We start from the raw sequence: 20,714 nt of genomic DNA on the forward strand, positions 1-20,714 counted from the left end.
GATTTTAGATGAGCTATTCATACCAAGCTATTTTATATAGCCACATACTAGCCGGCGCTATTGCTCTGGTGCTTTTTTGGGTACCGGTTACCGCTCGTAAAGGCGCGTTTAACCACAAAAAGTTTGGCGCGCATTATCGCCGCGCAATGCTGTGGACCATTGCCAGCGGCGCAGTGCTGGCTGGCGTGTGGCTATTTATACCCGTTGCCGTTAACCCTAATTTGGCCGATAACCCAGCTGGCGTGGCAAACTTGCAGCGCTTTGCCATCTTTCTACTGCATTTGGCGGTGCAAATGCACGCGTCTGTAATGATGGGACAGTGGGCGCTTGATGCTAAACAAAGCCGCCGTTCGCTTCGCTGTTTTAGCCGTACTGCACCAGCGGTACTACTAACCGCTACAAGCCTATATATCGGAGTTATCGGCGTTATGAATCAGCATATTCTCATGCTCATTTTTGCTCCGCTGGGGCTTTCAATTAGTATTGGTCAGCTTCGCTTTATTTTTGCCAAGCAAGTAGCGCCCAAAGCTTGGTTGGTAGAGCATCTTGGCGGCTATATCGGGTCTGGCATTGCCGCGTATACTGCGTTTGCAGCATTTGGCGGGCGCACCTTATTTAGCGATATTGGCGCATGGCAGTATGCATTCTGGGTTTTGCCAGGACTGATAGGTGGCATAGCGATAAGCCGCCTATCACGGCAGTACAGAACAAGCACTGCAGAAAATACGCGGCGAACGTGATCTCATTTAGCGGCGCTAGCTTTTCACAGGCGAATGGGCTACAACCCTACGCCGAGGCTTTTTAGGCGATTTCCTAAACAGGTAAAAATACAGTCCTGTCAGCGCAAGCAAGACAGGGCTTAAACCCAACACACACCACAGTATTTTACTAGGTAACCCTGCAAAGTACCCAAAGTGCAGCTTTCTAAACATATCAACAAATACCGCCCAGCCCGACTCTTCTCTTACATCAAATGTGGCCAATACCTCACCTGAGTCGCGGTTATAGGTAACCACCGAGGAATATTCGCTTGAAAGGTACGGCTTGTTAGGCACCTCGCCAAATACATTGATGTGCGCTTCAGGCTCGTAGGGAAATGTAAGATAAGTAGGCCGGTGACCTTCAATAGCCTTAGACGACCCATAAACCAGCTGCTGAAAATCGAGATTTGGGCTGTAAATGGCCTCGGTAACATAGGCGTGTTCGTCGCCATGCTCTAAGGTTTCATGTATCACTTCAGAGGCATTCCAATAGCCCCCGGTAAACGCCAAAATAAGCAGCACCGGTGAAGATAATATGCCTATTAGCTTATGCACATCGCTAAAAAAGATGCGCTTAGCCGCATGCAAGCGCAGAGTGAATAGCTTAGTCCAAAACTTGCGATGCAATATTATGCCTGTCACGCTAAGCACTAGCAGCATAAGAGAAAACACAAACCCGAAGGATGTGCCTATCACGCCCAGCAAAAAGGTGTAATGCAGCGACAGTAACCAGTCGGTAATATCATGAGTAACAGGCACAGGAGTAGATAACAGCGTGGCCGAATACTGGTCGACATACAGCTTGTACCATTCGCCCTCAGACTTGCTAATAAGGTACGCCGCGTCGCTGCGCTGCTTGTTATCAAATAGCTCCCAACTTCCCAATACATAATCGGGATGGGTGGCTTCTACTTTGCTAATTAACTGATTTAAGTTTTCACGAGGCTGGCCTTCTGCTGCCTGCACGCTCATGTGCGAGGGCATTAACCACGTATCAATTTCAGGTTTAAATACCAGTATGCTACCGGTAATCGAAATAACAAAAAGCGGCACCATTGCAATGAGTGCCGTTATTGAATGCCACTTAAACAGAGTTTTGCGCATGTTTACCTTCCATCTTTAGCCCATGTGCCCCAAACGAGGCACACGGTAAACCGTTATGCCGTTACAGCGACCAGGTTGCGCTTAACATATAACTTGCTGGCGCACCGTAAAAACCTTGGGCCCAGTACAAGCTATTAATGTATTTTTCATCAGTTACGTTGTTGGCATTTAAGGCAACAGAAAAGTTATCAGACACACGATATCTGGCCATTAAATCGATAATGGCATAGGCATCTTGGCGCGTAACAATGGTGTCGCCTGCGTTTGCGAACCCTTCACCCACAACGCCCTGTACTCGCGACGTGTCGTCTTGCCAGCGCGCATTCACACCTACAGACAGTTTGTCGAAACTTGCAGGCGTGTAGGTTGCAGCAAACTTAAGCAGTCGCTCTGGCGTGTAGTCGGCCACCAGCTCGTTACCATCAATGGTGAAATCGGTATAACCAATGCTGGTTTGTAGGCCTGGTAATAGCTCGCCGGCCACTTCAAATTCATAACCGCTAGACTCTATACCGGTAGCGCCAACAAAACGCTGTTCGCCTGGCGGTAGGTTGGCTGTTGCTGGGTCGGGTATAGCTAAGTTCTCTTGCACAATGTCGAAGTAAGCCACTGTAGCAATTAGGCGGTCTTCAAAAAACTCGCTTTTAAAGCCCACTTCTTTACTCTCGCCCACAATAGGTGCCAGGGTATTGTTGTTTATGTCTAGCTCGGTTTGAGACAAGAAGGTTTCTGTGTAGCTGGCATAGGCTGAAATGGAATCGTTTAGCGCATACACCACGCCAACATAAGGGATAAATTCGCTGTCTTCAGCGTCTTGTGCAACATCGTAAGACATGCCGCTGGTATCCCATCTGTTCTGGCGGCCGCCCGCGGTAACGTGCAAATCATCGGTTAAGCTAAAGCGCGTAGTGAAATACACTGCCGACTGCTCGGTATCAACATCGGCGCCCGTTAGCCCATCTACAAGGGTAGGAATGGGTGCATTGCCATCCCATGTTTCAAGCGGCGGCATTGCAGGGAAGCCATTGCCCGTTGTGAAATCGTACAAAGACATATCTTCAAAGGTCATAGAGGCATGGTTTACCCCTACTACAAACTCGTGCGAGCGCCCAAAAAGATTGAAATCACCAGTTAGATACACGTCAATTAAATCGGTTTCTTCATCGTGATCATATTCGCTGGCATAACCGGTGAGGCCAAGACCTGTTTCGCGATTTGGTGTGCCAAATACATAAAATAGTTCAGAGTCTTCATCGGTCACTTTACGAGAGTAAGTTGCACGCATGTACCAGTTGTTGGCAAACACATGATCTAGCTCTACCAAGGTATTGTGCTTTTCAACATCCCAATACGACCAATCGGCTGAGGTGCTGGTAGACACATCAAAATTGGTGGCTGTACCGTCGGAATAAAACAGCGGGTTAGCGCCCCAGTTATTACCGTCGGCATTGTTGGTGTGATACGAGTGACTTACCGAGAACGTGGTGCTATCTGAAATATTGTACTCTGCGAACAAGTACGCCACTTGGCGCTCTTGCTCGTAACGGTCTAGATAAGACTCTTGCGACTGAGATACCGCCACGCCGCGAATACCAAAATCTTCATTTACGCGATACGTACCGTCTACTTCAATACGGCGGTTGTCCCAGCTGCCCACTAAGCCTTGTACGGTTAGGCCATTTTGCATGCCTGGGCGCTTACGAATAAAGTTAACCGTAGCAGACGGGTTGCCCACGCCGGTCATTAGCCCGTTTGCACCACGAATAATTTCAATGCGATCGTAAATGGCCGAGTCTTCATCGCCGTGGTTGTTGCCTCGAATAAGCGGCAGACCAATACCATCAATTTGGAAATTGTTAATGTCGAAACCACGTGCACTGTAATAGGTACGGCTGGTCTCTACTCGCTGCACGTTAACGCCGGTGGCGGTATCGAGCACATCGTTAATGCCATTTAGCTGATAGTCGTCGAACTGCGCACTGGTAATAACCGATACCGACTGAGGAATGTCTTTAATGGGCAAGTTAATACGCGACGCACCGCTGGCCTTGTGCGCGCCATACCCTTCAATGTAAGAGCCTCTTACTTCAATATTTTCTATTTCAGAGCTGTCGATATCAGAGCCATTCATTTCAGTGCTGTTTATTTCAGAGCCGCTCACTTCAGAGCTGTCTGCTTCAGCACTTGTATTTGCGGTTGCGGAATAACTCATTGCAGAAGCAATTGCCAAGGTAAGGATTGACCATTTCATAAGTACACACTTTTTGTTGTTCGGTTATTTATGGTCGCAAGATTTTACACATCGCCACAGTAATGTAAATAGCAATCGTTATCATTTGTATAGCTTTTAAGGTTAGGCGAGAAAGGTTAGTAAATGATTAGCGCAGAAATAAATCTCCTTCCCAATCAATTTTATGTATCTATATATGTACATAATTGTGTAAAAGTGCTATTTGTTCATATATAGATACATTTATGGTGCAGATAATGAGCAGAGAATCTATCGGTAATCAGTTAAAGGCAGAACGAAAACGTCACCGGATGAGCCAAGACGACGTTGCCAACAAACTCAAAACAGCACGCCCCCGGATTTCGCAAATTGAGAATGGCCGTTATCAAGGGTCATTACAATTGCTTGAGCGTTACTTAACTCTGATGGGGTTAGAGTTAACAGCCACCCCTATTAAGCGTCGGCCGACATTAGATGAACTGGAGTCTATTTACGATGACGACTGATTCAATTCTCGCAAGCCTGCCTGAAAGGGTTCGACAGATGAAGGTTCATGTGGCCGGGCAACCTTCTGGTACTTTAAATCGGACAGCTCAGTTTAACTATACGTATACCAATGAGGATTTTCCGGTATCCCTAACGATGCCATATCAAGTTGAGCCGTATACGCGGGGTGCACTGCATCCAATATTCACGCAGAATCTGCCTGAGGGTTACTTGCGCCGGTATATTTCTGAAAAGCTTATCCGCTACGCTAATGTTGATGATATGTATTTGTTGGCGCTCATGGGCGACAAAGGCATAGGCCACTTATCCTATAATGCGGGGATTGCGTTGTCAGAGCCTGAGCCCATCGCCATTAACGACATACTGCACTGGTCAGGCAAGGGAAGTTTATTTCCACAACTGTTAGATCGTTACTACCTAAATGGTATGGCATCCGGCGTTCAGCCTAAGGTGGTGGTATCCCGCTCAACTCTCTTACAAAAAGACCTTATTGTTAAAACCTATGATGATGAATTCCCGCTGCTGACAGTGAACGAGTTCGTGTGTATGAAATGCGCTGAATATTGTGGCCTTGAAACTCCTAAAGTATGGCTATCCGATGATTTACAGCACTACGTGGTAGAACGTTTCGACGTCGATAATGACGGAAATAAAATGGGTATCGAGGACTACGCCACGCTCATGGGGCGCCCGGGCGACCAAAAGTACTTGGGCAGCTATGAGAATATAATGAGGGCCACACTGCGCAATACGCACTCCCCTGAAGAGACGGACAAGATGTTCGCGCTTATAGCCTTCAATTGCTTGATTGGAAACGGAGACGCGCACCTTAAAAATTTCTCACTGCAATACGACACAAACCAGTCAAATGTAAAACTCAGCCCAGTGTATGACGTTACTCATACGCTCATATATCCAACCATTGATAACGCAATGGCACTGAAAATGCGCAAGAGCAAAGCTTTCCCTACGAGGCGGGATTTAATCGAGTTTGCCTTTAATGCAGGGGTATCTCGCTCTTTTGCTGCAGATAAGGTTGATAACATAGCCCAGGGTATTCTCGAATGCCTTGCATCAATGAATGAGGTTTCTCTTATGGCAGGATTAAAGGAGTCGATAGAAAAGCATGTAAGTGACACTATGGCTAAGCAGCAGGTATATAGTGTCTATCGACATGATAAGAAGAAAAAGTATGAATAAACTATAATGCGGGCAGACTGGTAACTTACCTTTTTTGGATTCCCACTTATCACTTACCTTAAAGGGTATTAATGGTATGCTAGTTTGTAGTTAGGAAGCGGCCAAATCAGCAAATGCATACGGCGCGCAAATACACCTGCACTGCATACAAAGAGGGATTTTTAGTATTGAAAACAACCATTAGCCATTACAGTGCTAACGCAGAACACTACTACTCGCTTTATCAATCGATAAGTGCAGACAGTGTGCATGGCTACCTTGAACAAGCACTTGCTAACACACAGCCCACTACTGCATTAGACGTTGGCGCAGGCAGTGGGCGCGACGCTAATTGGCTGGCCGCAAAAGGTTGGCAAGTAACTGCAACAGAGCCTGCCGAAGCATTACTGAAATTAGCCAAGCAACATTCCAACGAAAGAGTGACTTGGTGTGACGCCGCCCTACCCGCGCTGGCAAATTTACCTACCCCACACCAACACAAACACCAACACTTCGACCTTATTTTGCTTTCTGCCGTATGGATGCACCTGCCCAGCGAAGTAAGGCCAGCAGCTATAAAACGCTTAAGCGAACTGCTTTCTAACACTGGCCGCATGTATATAAGCCTGCGCTATGGACCAAGTGACCCAGAACGGCCTATGTACCCAGTTAGCTATGAGGAACTGCAAGCATTAGCGGCAGAAAATGGTTTAACGGCTCGCAATTTAAACCCAGTGCCAAGTAAAGATGGGTTACAGCGAAGTGATGTTGAGTGGGTGACGGTTGAGTTGATGAAACAGGGAAGAAATGACAGCTAGTAATTATTTATTTACAGGTAGAAGTTAATGAGTCTTTCGAAATTACTGGAGAGTAAAGGCTTTCAACTCATTAACTCGCAATATACTTCACTCTTATACACCGATGCAGAACAAGAAACCGGCATAATTTTAGATACACATTTATACGGTGAGAATAAACCTAGCTATCCCTACCACGAATACACTGGGTGGCAAAATATGCTTATGCACAAATTTGCCAGACTATATAGGTTTATTGATGATGAAGATCCTGAAAATAGAAGGCACGTTGCCCTAATTTTAGATGAGATTGACGACGAATATGATTTTAGACAATTTGGAACCGATAGACAGATAAACGAGATAGATCCAACAAGGCCCGAATACAACTTTGAAAGTCTCTTTGAACAGGTTTATGGCTCACAATATCTACATGCTCTAGAACGAGAGCATCAGTACGTAGACTTAGTTGGGAAAAGTCGTTATGTAGACTACTTGCTGAAAACCACTAACGCCAAAATAGCCATCGAGCTTAATGGCGAAGCTTTCCATCATCCATTAGTTATATCCAGAAAAAAGTATCAGTCCCAACTCCTTAAACAAAATTCTTTAATGAAAGACGGCATCAAAGTATATCGTTGGTCGAATGCTGGAATGTCGGACGAAAAAAAATTTGCAGATCAAATGCGCCTCTACTTTGGTCAGAAAGGAACGCTTTGTGAAAAACCATCCGCAAATCAATTTAGAGACATAAGCTTTTCGCTTTTTAAGCATCAACAAGCCGCACTTGAAGATATTCAAAATGGACGAGCAAAGGGAAAGAGCACCTTCCTATTGGTACTTCCAACAGGCACAGGAAAAACAGAAGTATTTATCGCGGACTATAGTGAGCAGCGCCGTTTGGGAAATGCCAAACGCGCATTAGTAATTGTTCCATTTAAAGACTTGCGGGAGCAAACAAAAGAACGATTTCTAGAACGCGACCATTCCCTGATCACTTCCTCTGATATATCCGATTTGAAAGCAGATGTTATCGTACAGACGACACAAGCAATACAGCGCCATTTCTCTTCTCTCTCATCGGATCATTTTGATTATATTGTGGTGGACGAAGCACATCATGCGCCAGCTCAAGGCCTTAAAAGGGTACTAGAGCATTTCAATCCGAAAACACTGCTTGGCTGTACTGCAACCGATAAGCGATTAGACCAGAAAGATTTAGCTGAAATATTTGGTCGATATCAGTTAAACATGACGTTGGAAGAGGCTATTAAACAAAAGCTATTGCCGCCTATACGCGCTTTTCGATTAGAGAGTAATATTGATTTTTCACAAGTACGATTTAACGGAAAAGAATTTGTTAAAAGCGACCTTAACAGAAGCGTAATACTGCCCTCCCGCGACCAACTTATCGTTGATGTTATTTCTAAGTATTTTGATCAGGTAGATTCCGATACCGGCCAGTCTCTATCTGCACTGCAAGGCGTAATATTCTGCGTAGATGTGAAACACGCCAAAAGACTTGCTGTACTCCTAAATGAGCACATGATTAGCGCAGAGGCAGTTTCTGCGACGAGTAGAGAGGGTCTTAAAAAATACAAAGAAGGAAAGCTCAGGTTTTTGTGTGCTTGCGACTTGTTAAATGAAGGATGGGATGCACCGAATACTTCAATTGTTGTAATGGCGAGACCCACTATGTCTAAAGTGTTGTATATGCAACAGTTAGGTAGAGGAACACGAAATCACCCAGGCAAAGAGGCGCTATACGCTATTGACGTTGTTGATAGCTATGGCTCGGCAGCACTTCAGCCATGGAGCCTACACAGCATATTTAATTTGAGTGATTACAGACCTTTTGCTGATGTCTTCAATCCAAACGAAGCCCCTGTGGGCGAAGAAATAATATTAGACCACTTATACGAACACGAACGTAACCTTCGGCCTATCAAATTATTTAATTTTGAGGAAGAATTTGGTGACTTTATTAACGATGAACAACTCGCCCGCGAGCTTTTCGTTTCTACTGGCACAGTAAAAAATTGGGTGAAAAACCAAAGTGTATTACCAGACAAGCAATTGCCGTTTGGCAATAAAACACTCAACTACTACAAACAAGACAGAGTTGATGAAATACGCAATGAGAAAAACCTAAAATTACGGAGTGAAACGACAAGAAGAGATGACTTTTTCGAATTCTTGGAGCAGCGTGATTACACGTTCTCATTCAAAATTATATTTCTGCTGCTAATGCTAAAGCATGCCGACAAGACAGGAGAAGTCTCTCTTCCAATGCTTAGAGATGACTATCAGGCGTTTTATAAGAGCCTATTAGCGAAATATGGAAAAGCAGAAAAGAGTAATAGCCCGCTAAACAACCCAGAATTTTTGAATGACAAGAAGTTGCTAACGAAAAGTATTTTACAAAATCCATTCGAGAAGTTTGAGCGCAAAAGCTTTATGTACCACGCCAAGGATTTGGACAAGCTGGCATTTGATGCTTTTCTATGGGAAAAGCTTGAAATTGGCGATGTTGAGTTGATTAGAGAGCAGATGATTGAAGATGGGAGAAGTTACTTCGATAAGCATATTGAGGCTGGCGCGTTCAGAACTGAAGTCTTTGAAAGCGTCTAGTTGTAATAGTTTAAGGTTAAAAGTCAAAGAGTGGGGGATTGCAGGGGCAGTCGGAATGCCCCCTAGAAAATTTGTGAAGTAAATCATTGGGCACTAGGGCTTCAATTTTTAAAAAAGGCTACGGTAACAGAAGTAAGTATATTAGGTTCGTGCTTAGGTATAGAGTTACAGAGCCTATGCGCAGTGCAAAATAAGTTATTTATTGTCAATTAGCCAAACTGTCTGAATCAACTGCTTTAACCTTTGATGGCGAGTTTTCAAGCGCTCAAGATTCCAGTCATCTTCTCTGCATAGGTCCCTGGTGATATCGAAAGAACTTCGGTTGTTGAGTTTTTCATAGATTGTTTTCTTTTTTATGAAATCACTGTTTTGCGCCTCAGAGTTCTTGGAACCGCTTATCAGAGTCAAGTTTCCCAGTTTGTGAAGCCATAAGGCATGTTGTTCAGTATCAAATCTATCTTTCCAATATTGATTAGCAAGCTTCTGAGGAACGATATGCTCGATAGTAATTCGGCCTGTATAAGTTTTAAGAACACTTTCATCCTGTTGTTCCACGTCAGCTCTCAATAATAGAGCTTTAATTAAGTTTACTTGGTTAGGTCTTGGTTCGTATAAATCCTCATCAAGAGCAGCCTTCACTCCCTCATTATCAGCATGTTGTAAAACATGATTTATAATATCGGAAAAATCGAGGTTATTATTAATAGCTACTAACGCTGAATAACATACTTTTTCACGTTGGCTTTTAACCTGTTTCTTGAGCCACCCATGCATATAAACCTTCTCGAATGCCTCAAGAAAATCTGCGAATTGTGATAATTCCAAACTCTCTTTGCGTGTCATTCTATTCAGAAATGCTAAAAGTGGCGGTAACCATTCATCTGTATTTAAGTTTCTTAAAGAAAAAATTCTTCTTCTAATACCAGGATGCTCGAAATCAACATCCTCAATTTTAGTGAAGTTTTTTGCTGAGCCGACTAGCATAAGTGCAAACTCGACCGGATCTCCACCATACTCTTCATTTAAATTAAAAATGAAGGACTCCAATCCTTTTTCGAGTACTCTATCGCGGTCTAATTTCTCCGACAACTTGTGTAACGATAGAAATTTATCAATTCTGCTCACACCAACTAAGTCTTCGATCTGCGACCATGCATTTTCGATTTGTACTGCGTCTTTGTTATTAGACGAAGCGTATTCAAAAAGAGTGTTTTTCAAGAGATCTGCGTTTCCAAGGGGAAGGCCGCGATTATTGAGAACATTAAATAGCCTGAACGAGGAAGCTATATCGTTCGTTTGAACGAAAACGACAAAAACATTTTGTAAAATATACTTAGCAAACCCTTTTAAAGTGACTTCGTCGAACTTAACCAAAAACTCTTTGATTGCAGTTGAGTTATCGATAAATAGAAGCTGTGTAGATGTAGGCTTTTCTGGCTTATACTCTTTCTTACCTTGTAGAAGGTAAAACTTGAAAAGTTCTCTCTCTTTTTCTCTTACTAGTAGGCGTGGTTCGTCAGCCTCATCTGAATAGACATCTATCGGCAGAATTCTTTTTTGAAGATCGTCTTTTACACCCTGATGTGTTATCAGTGTCTTTAACTCAGATACGATAATATTAAGTGTAGTTAAGCGCTGCTGCCCATCCACTACCTCATATAAATTATCACCCTTATTAATGCAAATCATACTTCCGATGAAATACTCTTTTTCAGATGAAATGAAGCTCTGGTAAATATCCTCTACAAGCTGATAAGCGTTATCTGGCGTCCAACTGTAGGGCCGCTGATAAGGAGGTATAACGAACCTTTTGTTTTCAGTGAGTATGTCCTGAACTTTGCATTCTTTTGCTTCCATTTTCAGTATCCATTAATTATTTGAGCTTGAGCCACTTGTAATTCTAGTTATCTTTGGTTTGCACCAAGAAGTATTTAGTGCCAGTCCTTAAACTCTCTTGACTGTATTAAGTTTTACATTTATCCGCCTAGAAAGGTTATAAAGATTTAGCTGAAGAACAATATCAAAACCATTAAGAATTACCATTATTTTCTTAGCCTTTACAATGTTTTAACTTACTATCGGTCATTTTATTAGTTGAGATAAAGTGATCGAAGAGTGCTCAACCTAAAAAGAATGCAGGACAAATACTGGTGGCTTCGGAAATTACGGAAACTACTACGCCGTACAGAAGAAAAAGTGCAAATTCATTTAGGACAGGTAAACAGTAGAAAAGGAAAGTACTGTAGTGATAACACTGTAAAACATCGCTTAATTCAAAAAGAACTGCAAAGGCAAATGCTCGAAAATCTCGTTATCGTTAACGAAAATAATGAGTCGTTTTCGCTTGCTGAATTGTCAGATAAAAATGTATCTAACCCTGTTAATCGTAAAAATGAACTTATGACACGCATGGCTGGTTACGAGGATATTGCTAAAGAGCTAAACCACAAAGCCTTGTTTGTAACGATTACTTGCCCTTCCCGCTTTCACAATACATATGCTAAGTCTGGAGACCGAAATCCCAAGTGGGATGGTTCAACGCCTTATGAAGCGCAGCAGTATTTAAATGATATGTGGGCGCTTGTTCGCGCCGATTTAAACCGTAAGGATATTAAGCTATACGGCTTCCGCATTGCTGAACCGCAACATGATGGTACACCACATTGGCACATGCTTGTTTTCCTAGAACAGCACCAAGCGAACGAGTTTAAAAACGTTATCGAACACTACGCGCTAAGAGAAGACGGCGATGAAGCAGGCGCTAAGGAAAACCGTTGTGATTTTAAAGATATTGATTATTCAAGAGGCAGTGCAACGGGCTACATTGCTAAATATGTAAGTAAAAACGTTAACGGTGCGAATCTAGATAGCGATATTGACGGCGGCAACGCAATTGAAGCAGCGCAACGTGTGGAAGCATGGGCTAGTTGTTGGGGCATACGTCAGTTTCAGCAATTAGGTCCAGGGGCTGTTACTGTGTGGCGCGAACTAAGAAGACTTAAAGCGCTTTGCAACGAAACTGAACTCTTCTCTGATATTTTCGAAGCAGCGGATAAAGGCAAGTGGGCAGACTTTGTAAAACTTATGGGTGGCGTGTTTTGTAAACGTAACGACCAAGCTATTCGCCCTCTTTACAAAGAAAAGCGTGATACAGGAACAGGTGAACTTAAACAAAGTTACTTTGATGATGTAGTTTCTATCTCGCTTCGAGGGATAAAGCTAGGCGAAAAGGAAGTGATTACTAGAGTTCACGAATGGCGCTTGGAAAATCGTGACACTAGAGCCGCATAGCGGCTCAGATGCTTTTACTTGGAGTTCTGTAAATAAGTGTACTAACTACTTTAGTCTTATTCTTTAAATGTATTGAACAGGTTCAAAATACTCTTCGACTAAGAGGTCTGAGCTTAATTTATGCTGGGCAATGCTTTGGTGTAACATCTCGTCAGACAGTCCTTTTAGGTCACTGTTTTTAAATCCTAAAACGAATGACCTAGCATTTCTAACGAGCTTCTTCAGCCCCCTTTGCCTTAATACCGATACTGGTTCGTTGAATCCTGTATTTGCTTTTACTTTTTTTGTAGGAATAGCGATAGTGTAAGAAACTTTTGCTCCTGGATAGAAACGGTTAAACCAAGCAATATTATTGTTAAACTGTCCTGTTTCTTCTTTCTGAATTTCAGCTCTTGTTAAAAGCACTTCACTTTTACATTCAATAAAAAGATATTCACCGTCTTTAATTGCCCACAAATTATCAGGCCCGGATTTCCAGTTTGAGTCCGGCATTTCAGTGTTAAAGCCCAGCAATTTTCCCAGTTCGTCAATAGCTTTTTCGAACTTTTCAGCCTTTATGCCAAATTCCAAACGAGAAAAAACTTCGTCCATGTATACAAGAAAATCCTCAAAGTCAGCATATTCCCCAATAAAGCTCTTAATATTTGATAGGCGTTCATGAGCTCTCAGATCTATTTTTGTAACCTGGTACCCATCCGGCGGTAAAAAAAGACGCTTATTTGTGCGATGAGCGTTTACCTGCATAGCCATGCCGTCCACTCGGTTTTTCGCATATAAAAACCTAGACATCTCTTGTAGGTACCACCCTTTTTCATCTTTAGATATCTTATCTGCGTGATGATCCAGAAGACTCTGAATAGCTTCGACAGCTTTATCATAATTTCCATCAGAGAAATAAATTTCAGCCTTTCGCTCTTGAATAAGCATTTCGTCACTCGTTCGCGTTGATCTGCCGTCATCTAGATTGATAGCATTCATGCTTTCCACATAAAACTCTTTCCATGACTCATCTCGACCAAGCCCCTGATTTATAACAGACAAAAGCATGTGGATATAACCTTTCGATTCATCCATGTCTTCACGTGCGAATTTAGCTAAATCCAACCCAATATCAATTTGCTTTCTTGTCTGAGGGGATAAAAATGGTCGAGAGCCCTTGAAGCGTATTTGTTTGACTAAATCGTTCCCAAGCACTAAAACAACGCAATAGTCTTTTTCCCCTCTTACAGCGCGACCTAATCCCTGCTCGATTGTCTGAGCAGTTTTGATTTGAGTGAATGTACTGTTCGGGACGCATTGTTCGAGATACTTTTCAGAAATTGTTTCTGTGATTGGTAGTGAGTCCAAGACGAGAATACGACACATATTGTCTGGTAGATCTATCCCATCATACTTTGCAGCCATTACTAAAGGATGGGGGAATTTGCCTTGTTTTAACTTTTCTACTTCCGTTATAAGATTCGTTTTATCTACAGCTTGGGCACCTATACTTTCCCATATCTTTCTATGCCAATTACTTGGGGTAATGGCTACTACACCATAATTTGTTTCTCCCCATTGCCCGATCCAATTTATGATCTCTTCTCTAGTCAAAGTCCCATCTATCAATGAGGGAATCAGTATCATTTTTTCGCCTGACCATTTTTTTTCAAACGTCAGAGGATTCTCTATTACTTCTCTTTTTAAGCCGAGATCTCGTATAAAAAATGAGTCGTTTGAGATAGTTGCGGACATAAAAACACGATGTGATGCCTTATCAAATGTACCGAACATTTCTATTGGCAATAAGCGTGGGGATATTTCCAATTCCATACCAGAAAAAGCAGCAACACAATTACTAAGGTTATTTTTTAATAGCTCCCATACAAACCAAACATGTTTGTCTTTACTTTTGTTATACTTTGATAGTACTTGGACTACCTCATCTTGTTTTGCCTCCCATTCCCAATAAGGCACTGCTAGAATAGCGTTCCGAGATTCATTTTGAATATCAGCAAATGTACCAGCCCCTTGACCAGCCAGGCTTTCTCCAAACAGCTGTAACAATTCATGGTAACAATCAGAACTACGAGGAATTTTAAACTTGCTAGCGCTTTTAATAGCTTCAATACAGCTGTGCGCGTCATCTAGTAAGATATTTTCTACTTCTACAGAATCGCGGCCTATACCAAAGTTTGCACTACGACCATTAAAAATGGTTTGGGCATGGGTAATAAGTATTTTCTCACCATTAATAAAGTCTTCTGGCAAGCCATGAGCGGTTATATCACAATGTTGTATTCCAAATTCATCGGCTTGAATTCGAACTTGAGCAGCTAAGTATTTGTTTGGGCAAACGTATAAGCAGCTTCCTTTCTTCTGGTTTATCTTTGACTGCAAAATGAGCAGACCGATCAAAGTTTTCCCCTCTCCTGTAGGTAACTTTAGTATTACGTCACGTTGGTCTTTTCGATCCGAGAACCATTCATCAAGAATAGTGTTTTGTACCGGAACTCTGAGAGGGCCTTTATTCGCATGCCTGTCAAGTGTGTCGTATATTTCTCTAGGGTGTGTTTTTCTCTCTGCGCCTTTATTCGGGGTTCTCTTTTTGAAGTTGATAGGCATTTTCAATCCTTTGATAAATTTTATACTCAAAATGTTATCACAAGTAATAACAGTACTCGAACAGGATAACTGACAGTATCACTAGAGTCATAATCGTAAGAGCGTACACCAGCAAGAGTTGATGATGACAGTGATAATTAAATAGACACGTCTTCAGAGCAGAAAAAATAAGCGTCAAGCTGCTACATATTTGCTACATATTTCAAAACGGGAGTTTTTCGGATAAATGAATCAGGCTACAGCCCCTTATAAATGGCGAACCCGATAGGATTAGAACCTATGACCTTTGCCTCCGGAGGGCTGAGCTTTATACAACTGAACTAGGGCAGAATACTTTTTTCACTTCGTTCCGAGAAAGCACACAAGAACTTTTCAGTGCTCTCTCACCCCAGCCTCTGTTTTACATAACACATCAATCTTTTTGTGGCCGTATTACTTTTTACATCCAGGCTTACGCTTTGTTTACTATACGCATCGGGCTGCTCTTTATACAAAAATAAGCAAACCGCCAAGAAGTTAAAATCGATATCGTTGTTTATAAGGGAATTAAGCAAAGTGAGCTGTTCCAGTAATATTTGCTCACTTGGAGACAACCCATTGCTTCGTCTGCTTTTCATTATTTCAAAGTCTTCAGCAATCATGGCTTCTGTGTAACCAGCAGAGGTAAGCGCATAACCCAGAATCTGCTTTGCCGCTGAGGCAATGCTATTTATATTGTTTTCATTGCCTGTTGATTTTTGAGCCACATTATTTTCGCTGCATGCCATCATAAATAGCACTGCAGGGTCTACCGCATTGAGCCGTATAGCGATATCTTCGATAGACCGATAAAACCGTGGATGGGAAATGTTGTCGATAAAGGCGTTAATAATCGCTCGGTAAACCACGTTAGCTCTCCAATTATCCTGCTTTTCTGTGTATCCGATTAATGCTTGATAGTACGCATTTTCGCTGCTTGCTTGTAATTAAAAACTAGCAATATGCAATGGGCAGTCTAGGCTCAACAAGCCATTTGAATAGTGGAATGTTATACCCTGCAGAAATAACGCTGTTAGCATGTTTATCGGAAATACCCCTTTTCTCCCCCAAGTTCGTAACAACTTTTAATCTATTACCTAAAGCTTAACACCCATAATTTCATAACCCACAAATTGTGCACACTCAAACAATCGAGGCTGTTATCAAAAAAAGTCTGATATTTTTCTTACTACTATGCACACTAGCTGGCGCTATTTGGTTTTTTCAAACCCAGCATAGTAACACTAAGCCAGGCTATACCGAGCCGTGGCGTAGTAGCGTGTGGAACAACGCCTTGTGCAACTTTTTTACGGTAAATAGCGATAAGCGAGATGTGGCACTACTGCATGAAGCATTAACTAACGCTCTGGGCGATGAAAAGCCTGTTTTTGATGAAGAGGCTGTTGATGAAGAGGCTGTCGCTAAAGAGACTGCTGCTAAAGAGAGCACCGCTGAACCCACAAAGATTACAGAGCAAGGTTGCGTTGCACTTGCTAGTTCATCTGCTAACTTAACCGCTGGCTTACCGTCTAATTTATCTTCTAGCCTATCGGGCCGCGAAAGACGCTTGCTCGAAATGCTACAGGCGGTAACGGTATTACCCAGCCCGCCATCAAACACAATGAGTGCTGATGTGTTAACGCTTACCTCTTTTATTGAACAGTATGGCCCACTTGCTCGCGCCGATATGCGCATTTATGAGGTAGATGTAGCTAACCAGCTTTTTGCCTACGAACTGCGCTTTGAGGATGCTCGCGCATACGTAATGTATAACTTCTCTTTTGATACCCACCCATTGCCGCTACCCCTTGGCTTTATGGCGTCAACCAAAGTTACGCTGTATAGAACAGACAACCCAGAGTTTAAGCGCTTTGTGACCAGCGGCCCGTTAAGTATTACCTACCACTCTGCCGTTGTGGTTATTGTCGACTGAATTAAATTATAGGTTGCCGGCACAAAGGATTTGTATAGTCTGATATACTCATAAATACGAAGTAAAATTATTCGAATGCAGTTAATTCGTGAGAGCTTCGGTGGAGCGTGTATGGTATTTAAGGCAACAATGTTTTTCTTTTTAGCGATTGTGAGTTTCGGGCTTGCTAGTGAAACACACATTAATGCTGAGCCCACGCATCAAACTGATGCAAATAAAGTAAAATGGCCTAATACCCAACCCGTTTTGCGCTTTGCAATAAATCATTTCCCTCCCTACTCCATATTGTCAGAAGGCAAGCCACCAGCTGGAATGAATGTTGAAGCTATGAAAATAGTTGCCGAGCAACTGAACATGCGTTTGAAGTTTGTGGAATGCCCGTTTGCTCGCTGTATTGTGTTACTTGAAAAGGGGCTGGTAGATGTTTTTGTTGGGTTAACGTACAGCGCCGAAAGAGCAGAGTTTTTGCACTTTATCGAACCTCCTGTTGCACCAGGCAGTGTTCAAACCTTTTTCGCGAGAGCGGGTTCATCTATCTCAATTAATGAGTTTGCCGACCTTGATGGCTTAATTGTCGGCCTTTTACGTCATAGCCTATACTTCCCTGAATTTGATAAGGCCACAAATTTTGCGAAAGTTGAAGCCAATACACACATGCAGCTTATCGATTTATTGCTTAATAAGCGCATTGATGCGTTTGTTGGCTCTGAACAAAGGTTCAACTATTTGCTACATGAACAAGGCTTAACAGACACAATTTTACAGCAAAACTATACAATAAGAGACGACAGAAAGGTGTACCTTGCTTTGTCTAAACACTCTGTACATTCGGATTTAGCAGAATCATTCAGCGAAGCTCTCAGCTACGCAAAAAACAAAGGCGTTTTTGAAACACCTTTTGATGGGAGTAGTAGCGAGGAATTACAATAGGCCTCTTTAATCTCTGCGCAACTCTTTCACCCTTAAGACATAAAATTTATCTAACGCCTCTTGTACCGTTAGGTTTTCATCGGCTCGCAAATATTTTTTTACCTCGCGAATAACTAGGTTTCTGTTCTGATTGTATTGCTTTGCAAAAGCTTCGCAGGGCTTCTCGATTGCGTCTAATAACCTGCGCGCTTCCACCGAGCGATGAAACGCCTCTATCGCTTTATCGAAGCTCTCACCGTTTTCAAAGTACAACTCGCTTAAACGGCCCTTTTTAATTTGATAGGTACTGCTGGCGTACTCTAGTGCTAATTTGAAGTTTTCAAAGGTTTGGTCAAATACTTGGTAAAGCTTGTCTGGAGCTTTGCCCACTCGGGTAATGCTGCCGCCTATTTCGTAGTCGAAACCATTGAATTTAAGTCGCGACACAGTTTCTTTGCCTAAGTTTATGCCCGCGCTTAAGCTAATTTGAAACGCTTTGTCCATCTCCTCCAGCTCTTCTGGGCTCCACATGTTATATACCGTTATAGCCTTTTTGTATTTCTCTTCAAGCAATGCTTTTAAAACATCGAAACGGGTTTGCAACGTGCCGTTATTTTTCTTTTTCAGTAAATCGAAGCACTCATTGCAGGAGGGAACGGCAATAAATTCTGCTTCGCTATTTGCATCGCGCCAGTGGTGAATAAAGGATATAGGAGGAATGTAGTCGGTATGATTAGCTTCGCAGCCACAGTAAAAGCAGCGATTAAAGTCTGAAGAGTTTACGGCTACCAGCGGCTCGTAATATTTTTCGTAGTTCATGCTTTTACCGCCTGTTTTTAGTCACCCATTTCTGCTTTACAGGTTCACCAATAAAAAGTAACCGTTCTTTCAATTACGCTGACAAACGGTAAGTCGATCGTTGTCATTTCTTTGGTCTATTGAATATGATGAGTAGGCACAACTAAGTTCCATATTGAATTTGAAATAGATGCTGCATAGTCACATTTTATACTAAGAAATGTATATTTTAACTTTATATAATAATCTGCATAAACTTGCTTTATACACATTTCTGCATAAACTAATTTTATTCACTATTGTGCATAAAAGCTGATATGAAAATTAACACACCAAAAGATTTAGGCGCGGTTTTTAGAGACAGTCGTAAGCTCAAAGGCTGGACTCAGGCAGATTTAGCAGAACGCATTGGCGTATATCAAAGGGATATTTCCAACTGTGAAACAAAAACTGAAAAAGTCTCGGCCGAAATGCTCATCAAACTGTGTGCGGCACTAAACTTAGAGTTTAATGTCGGCAAAGTAAACAAGGATGAAGAGTCTACGCAGGTTACTCCACTTGCTAAAAAGTCGTTGAGATTCTAATGGGACGAAAATCACATACCAAAACCCTTTATTGCTCTATGAATGGATTTCCAGTCGGTGATTTATATTTAAAAAATGGGCGCATAAGCTTTAAGTACTCCCCAGACTGGTTAGAGGTGGAAGGAAGCCGTGCTATTTCTCTGAGCATGCCCATGCAAAGGGCTGAGATATCGGGAGACGCTGTACATGCTTATTTTGATAACTTGCTGCCCGATACAGGCGCTATTAGAGAGCATATGAAAGACCAATTAGGGGCAGATAGTGCTAACCCCTTCGACTTGTTAGCCAAGATTGGAAAAGATTGTGTGGGTGCGCTTACATTTACAGAAACTCCTGCAACAGGAGGAATACCCTCTCTAAGGCTTACACCATTGTCTGAGGGTGAATTAGCACAAATTATCAGAGACACTCGCTTTGAAAAAATGTTGGGTATGCACTCAGGCGATGACTTTAGAATTTCTCTTGCCGGTGCTCAGGAAAAAACAGCACTGACTCTATGGAGAGGAAAATGGTGCAGGCCACACGGCTCAACGCCAACAACGCATATATTTAAGCCACCTATTCTTCATCATGAAAGCTTGGGAGTAGACTTATCTTCGAGTGTAGACAATGAATGGTTTTGCCAGACGTTTATGAAAAACTTGGGTTTAGATGTCGCCAATTGTGACATTGCACAATTTGAAGATCAAAAGGTACTTGTGGTCGAGCGCTTTGATCGTAAAGTTGAATCAGACGTTATTTTAAGACTTCCTCAAGAGGATATTTGTCAGGCGCTAGGAAAAGTAAGTGGCTCAAAGTATGAAGAACAAGGCGGCCCGGGCTCCCAAGAAGTTATGAAATTACTTTCTGGCTCAAGAAACGCCTATAAAGATAGACTCGAATTTTTGCGTGTGCAGATTGTGTATTGGCTACTTGCAGCAATTGATGGTCATGGCAAGAACTTCAGTATTACACTCAATCAGGATGGCTACCGACTGGCTCCATTTTATGACGTGCTCAGTGCTTATCCTTATTTTGGGCAAGGGAATATTCAGGCACAAAAAATAAAGATGGCAATGAAAGTCTACAGTAAGAACACACTCTACAGATGGAATGAAATTATGCCTAGGCACTGGCCTGAACATGGTAAAAAGCAGGGAATAAGTGAAGCTCAAACGCTCGCTATTATGACGTCGTTAGTGGACAAGGTAGAACCAGCATTACGAGCATCTTTACAGGAAGCCAATATGCTTTTTGACAAAGAGGTTGGTGAGGCTATAACCGAGAATACACTGACATGTTTGCGCAAAATATCTCACTTTTTAAAGAGATAGTTGGTGGGCGCTGATAGCTCACAGCGCCATTTCTTTTGTACTTTAACTGACGTTA

16 protein-coding genes are annotated in these 20,714 nt (G+C 42.4%); 10 read left to right on the plus strand and 6 right to left on the minus strand.

The genetic code is table 11. The features are described 5' to 3' along the window. Positions 1 to 8: 8 nt before the first annotated feature. Positions 9 to 740, plus strand: a complete 732-nt coding sequence (locus GTW09_RS11375; protein WP_163111981.1) for a hypothetical protein — start codon at positions 9 to 11, stop codon at positions 738 to 740. A gap of 15 nt (positions 741 to 755) precedes the next feature. Here the strand turns inward: GTW09_RS11375 and GTW09_RS11380 are convergent, their stop codons facing one another. Together GTW09_RS11380 and GTW09_RS11385 are read right to left on the minus strand one after the other, a co-directional pair. Beyond that, positions 756 to 1,865, minus strand: coding sequence for a PepSY-associated TM helix domain-containing protein (locus GTW09_RS11380; RefSeq protein WP_163111982.1), 1,110 nt, complete (start codon positions 1,863 to 1,865; stop codon positions 756 to 758). Between the two features lie 61 nt (positions 1,866 to 1,926). After that, positions 1,927 to 3,996, minus strand: coding sequence for a TonB-dependent siderophore receptor (locus tag GTW09_RS11385; protein ID WP_239059366.1), 2,070 nt, complete (start codon positions 3,994 to 3,996; stop codon positions 1,927 to 1,929). A 356-nt stretch (positions 3,997 to 4,352) separates the two neighbouring features. On the opposite strand from GTW09_RS11385, the gene GTW09_RS11390 reads away from it, so the two are divergent. The 4 genes from GTW09_RS11390 (at position 4,353) to GTW09_RS11405 (ending at position 9,209) form a co-directional block, all read left to right on the plus strand. Continuing rightward, positions 4,353 to 4,601 (plus strand): helix-turn-helix transcriptional regulator, encoded by a 249-nt coding sequence (locus tag GTW09_RS11390; protein WP_071978217.1) that lies wholly within the window; start codon positions 4,353 to 4,355, stop codon positions 4,599 to 4,601. Next, complete coding sequence (locus tag GTW09_RS11395) at positions 4,591 to 5,802, plus strand: type II toxin-antitoxin system HipA family toxin (RefSeq protein WP_163111983.1); 1,212 nt, start codon at positions 4,591 to 4,593, stop codon at positions 5,800 to 5,802. Before GTW09_RS11390 ends, GTW09_RS11395 begins: the two co-directional genes overlap by 11 nt. Before the next feature lie 167 nt (positions 5,803 to 5,969). After that, positions 5,970 to 6,599, plus strand: coding sequence for a class I SAM-dependent methyltransferase (locus GTW09_RS11400; protein ID WP_239059359.1), 630 nt, complete (start codon positions 5,970 to 5,972; stop codon positions 6,597 to 6,599). 27 nt (positions 6,600 to 6,626) lie between these two features. Then, positions 6,627 to 9,209: a DEAD/DEAH box helicase gene (locus tag GTW09_RS11405; RefSeq protein WP_163111985.1), complete on the plus strand. Its 2,583-nt coding sequence runs from the start codon at positions 6,627 to 6,629 to the stop codon at positions 9,207 to 9,209. A gap of 195 nt (positions 9,210 to 9,404) precedes the next feature. Here the strand turns inward: GTW09_RS11405 and GTW09_RS11410 are convergent, their stop codons facing one another. Further along, on the minus strand, positions 9,405 to 11,066 hold the full coding sequence (locus GTW09_RS11410; RefSeq protein WP_163111986.1) for a DUF262 domain-containing protein: 1,662 nt from the start codon (positions 11,064 to 11,066) through the stop codon (positions 9,405 to 9,407). A 276-nt stretch (positions 11,067 to 11,342) separates the two neighbouring features. On the opposite strand from GTW09_RS11410, the gene GTW09_RS11415 reads away from it, so the two are divergent. Further along, on the plus strand, positions 11,343 to 12,500 hold the full coding sequence (locus GTW09_RS11415) for a replication endonuclease (protein ID WP_163112036.1): 1,158 nt from the start codon (positions 11,343 to 11,345) through the stop codon (positions 12,498 to 12,500). Positions 12,501 to 12,563: 63 nt separating this feature from the next. Here GTW09_RS11415 and GTW09_RS11420 read toward each other — a convergent pair whose 3' ends face one another. Further along, positions 12,564 to 15,104, minus strand: coding sequence for a DEAD/DEAH box helicase (locus GTW09_RS11420; protein ID WP_163111987.1), 2,541 nt, complete (start codon positions 15,102 to 15,104; stop codon positions 12,564 to 12,566). A gap of 383 nt (positions 15,105 to 15,487) precedes the next feature. After that, complete coding sequence (locus GTW09_RS11425; protein WP_163111988.1) at positions 15,488 to 15,991, minus strand: hypothetical protein; 504 nt, start codon at positions 15,989 to 15,991, stop codon at positions 15,488 to 15,490. A 410-nt stretch (positions 15,992 to 16,401) separates the two neighbouring features. Between GTW09_RS11425 and GTW09_RS11430 the strand changes: the two genes are divergently transcribed. Then, the gene (locus GTW09_RS11430) at positions 16,402 to 17,055 is read left to right on the plus strand and encodes a hypothetical protein (RefSeq protein ID WP_163111989.1); all 654 of its coding nucleotides are present in this window, start codon (positions 16,402 to 16,404) and stop codon (positions 17,053 to 17,055) included. Positions 17,056 to 17,130: 75 nt separating this feature from the next. Beyond that, positions 17,131 to 17,985 carry a transporter substrate-binding domain-containing protein gene (locus GTW09_RS11435; RefSeq protein WP_163111990.1) on the plus strand — a complete coding sequence of 285 codons (855 nt, stop codon included), beginning with the start codon at positions 17,131 to 17,133 and terminating at the stop codon, positions 17,983 to 17,985. 6 nt (positions 17,986 to 17,991) lie between these two features. On the opposite strand, the gene GTW09_RS11440 is transcribed toward GTW09_RS11435, so the two are convergent. Next, positions 17,992 to 18,783, minus strand: a complete 792-nt coding sequence (locus GTW09_RS11440; RefSeq protein WP_338024950.1) for a hypothetical protein — start codon at positions 18,781 to 18,783, stop codon at positions 17,992 to 17,994. Between the two features lie 296 nt (positions 18,784 to 19,079). On the opposite strand from GTW09_RS11440, the gene GTW09_RS11445 reads away from it, so the two are divergent. Both GTW09_RS11445 and GTW09_RS11450 read left to right on the plus strand, forming a co-directional pair. Continuing rightward, positions 19,080 to 19,346: a helix-turn-helix domain-containing protein gene (locus GTW09_RS11445; RefSeq protein ID WP_163111991.1), complete on the plus strand. Its 267-nt coding sequence runs from the start codon at positions 19,080 to 19,082 to the stop codon at positions 19,344 to 19,346. Next, on the plus strand, positions 19,346 to 20,659 hold the full coding sequence (locus tag GTW09_RS11450; RefSeq protein ID WP_163111992.1) for a type II toxin-antitoxin system HipA family toxin: 1,314 nt from the start codon (positions 19,346 to 19,348) through the stop codon (positions 20,657 to 20,659). The genes GTW09_RS11445 and GTW09_RS11450 overlap by 1 nt, the downstream gene beginning before the upstream one ends. Positions 20,660 to 20,714 lie beyond the last annotated feature (55 nt).

The sequence above is a fragment of the Alteromonas hispanica genome (assembly GCF_010500915.1).
Lineage (GTDB): Bacteria > Pseudomonadota > Gammaproteobacteria > Enterobacterales > Alteromonadaceae > Alteromonas > Alteromonas hispanica.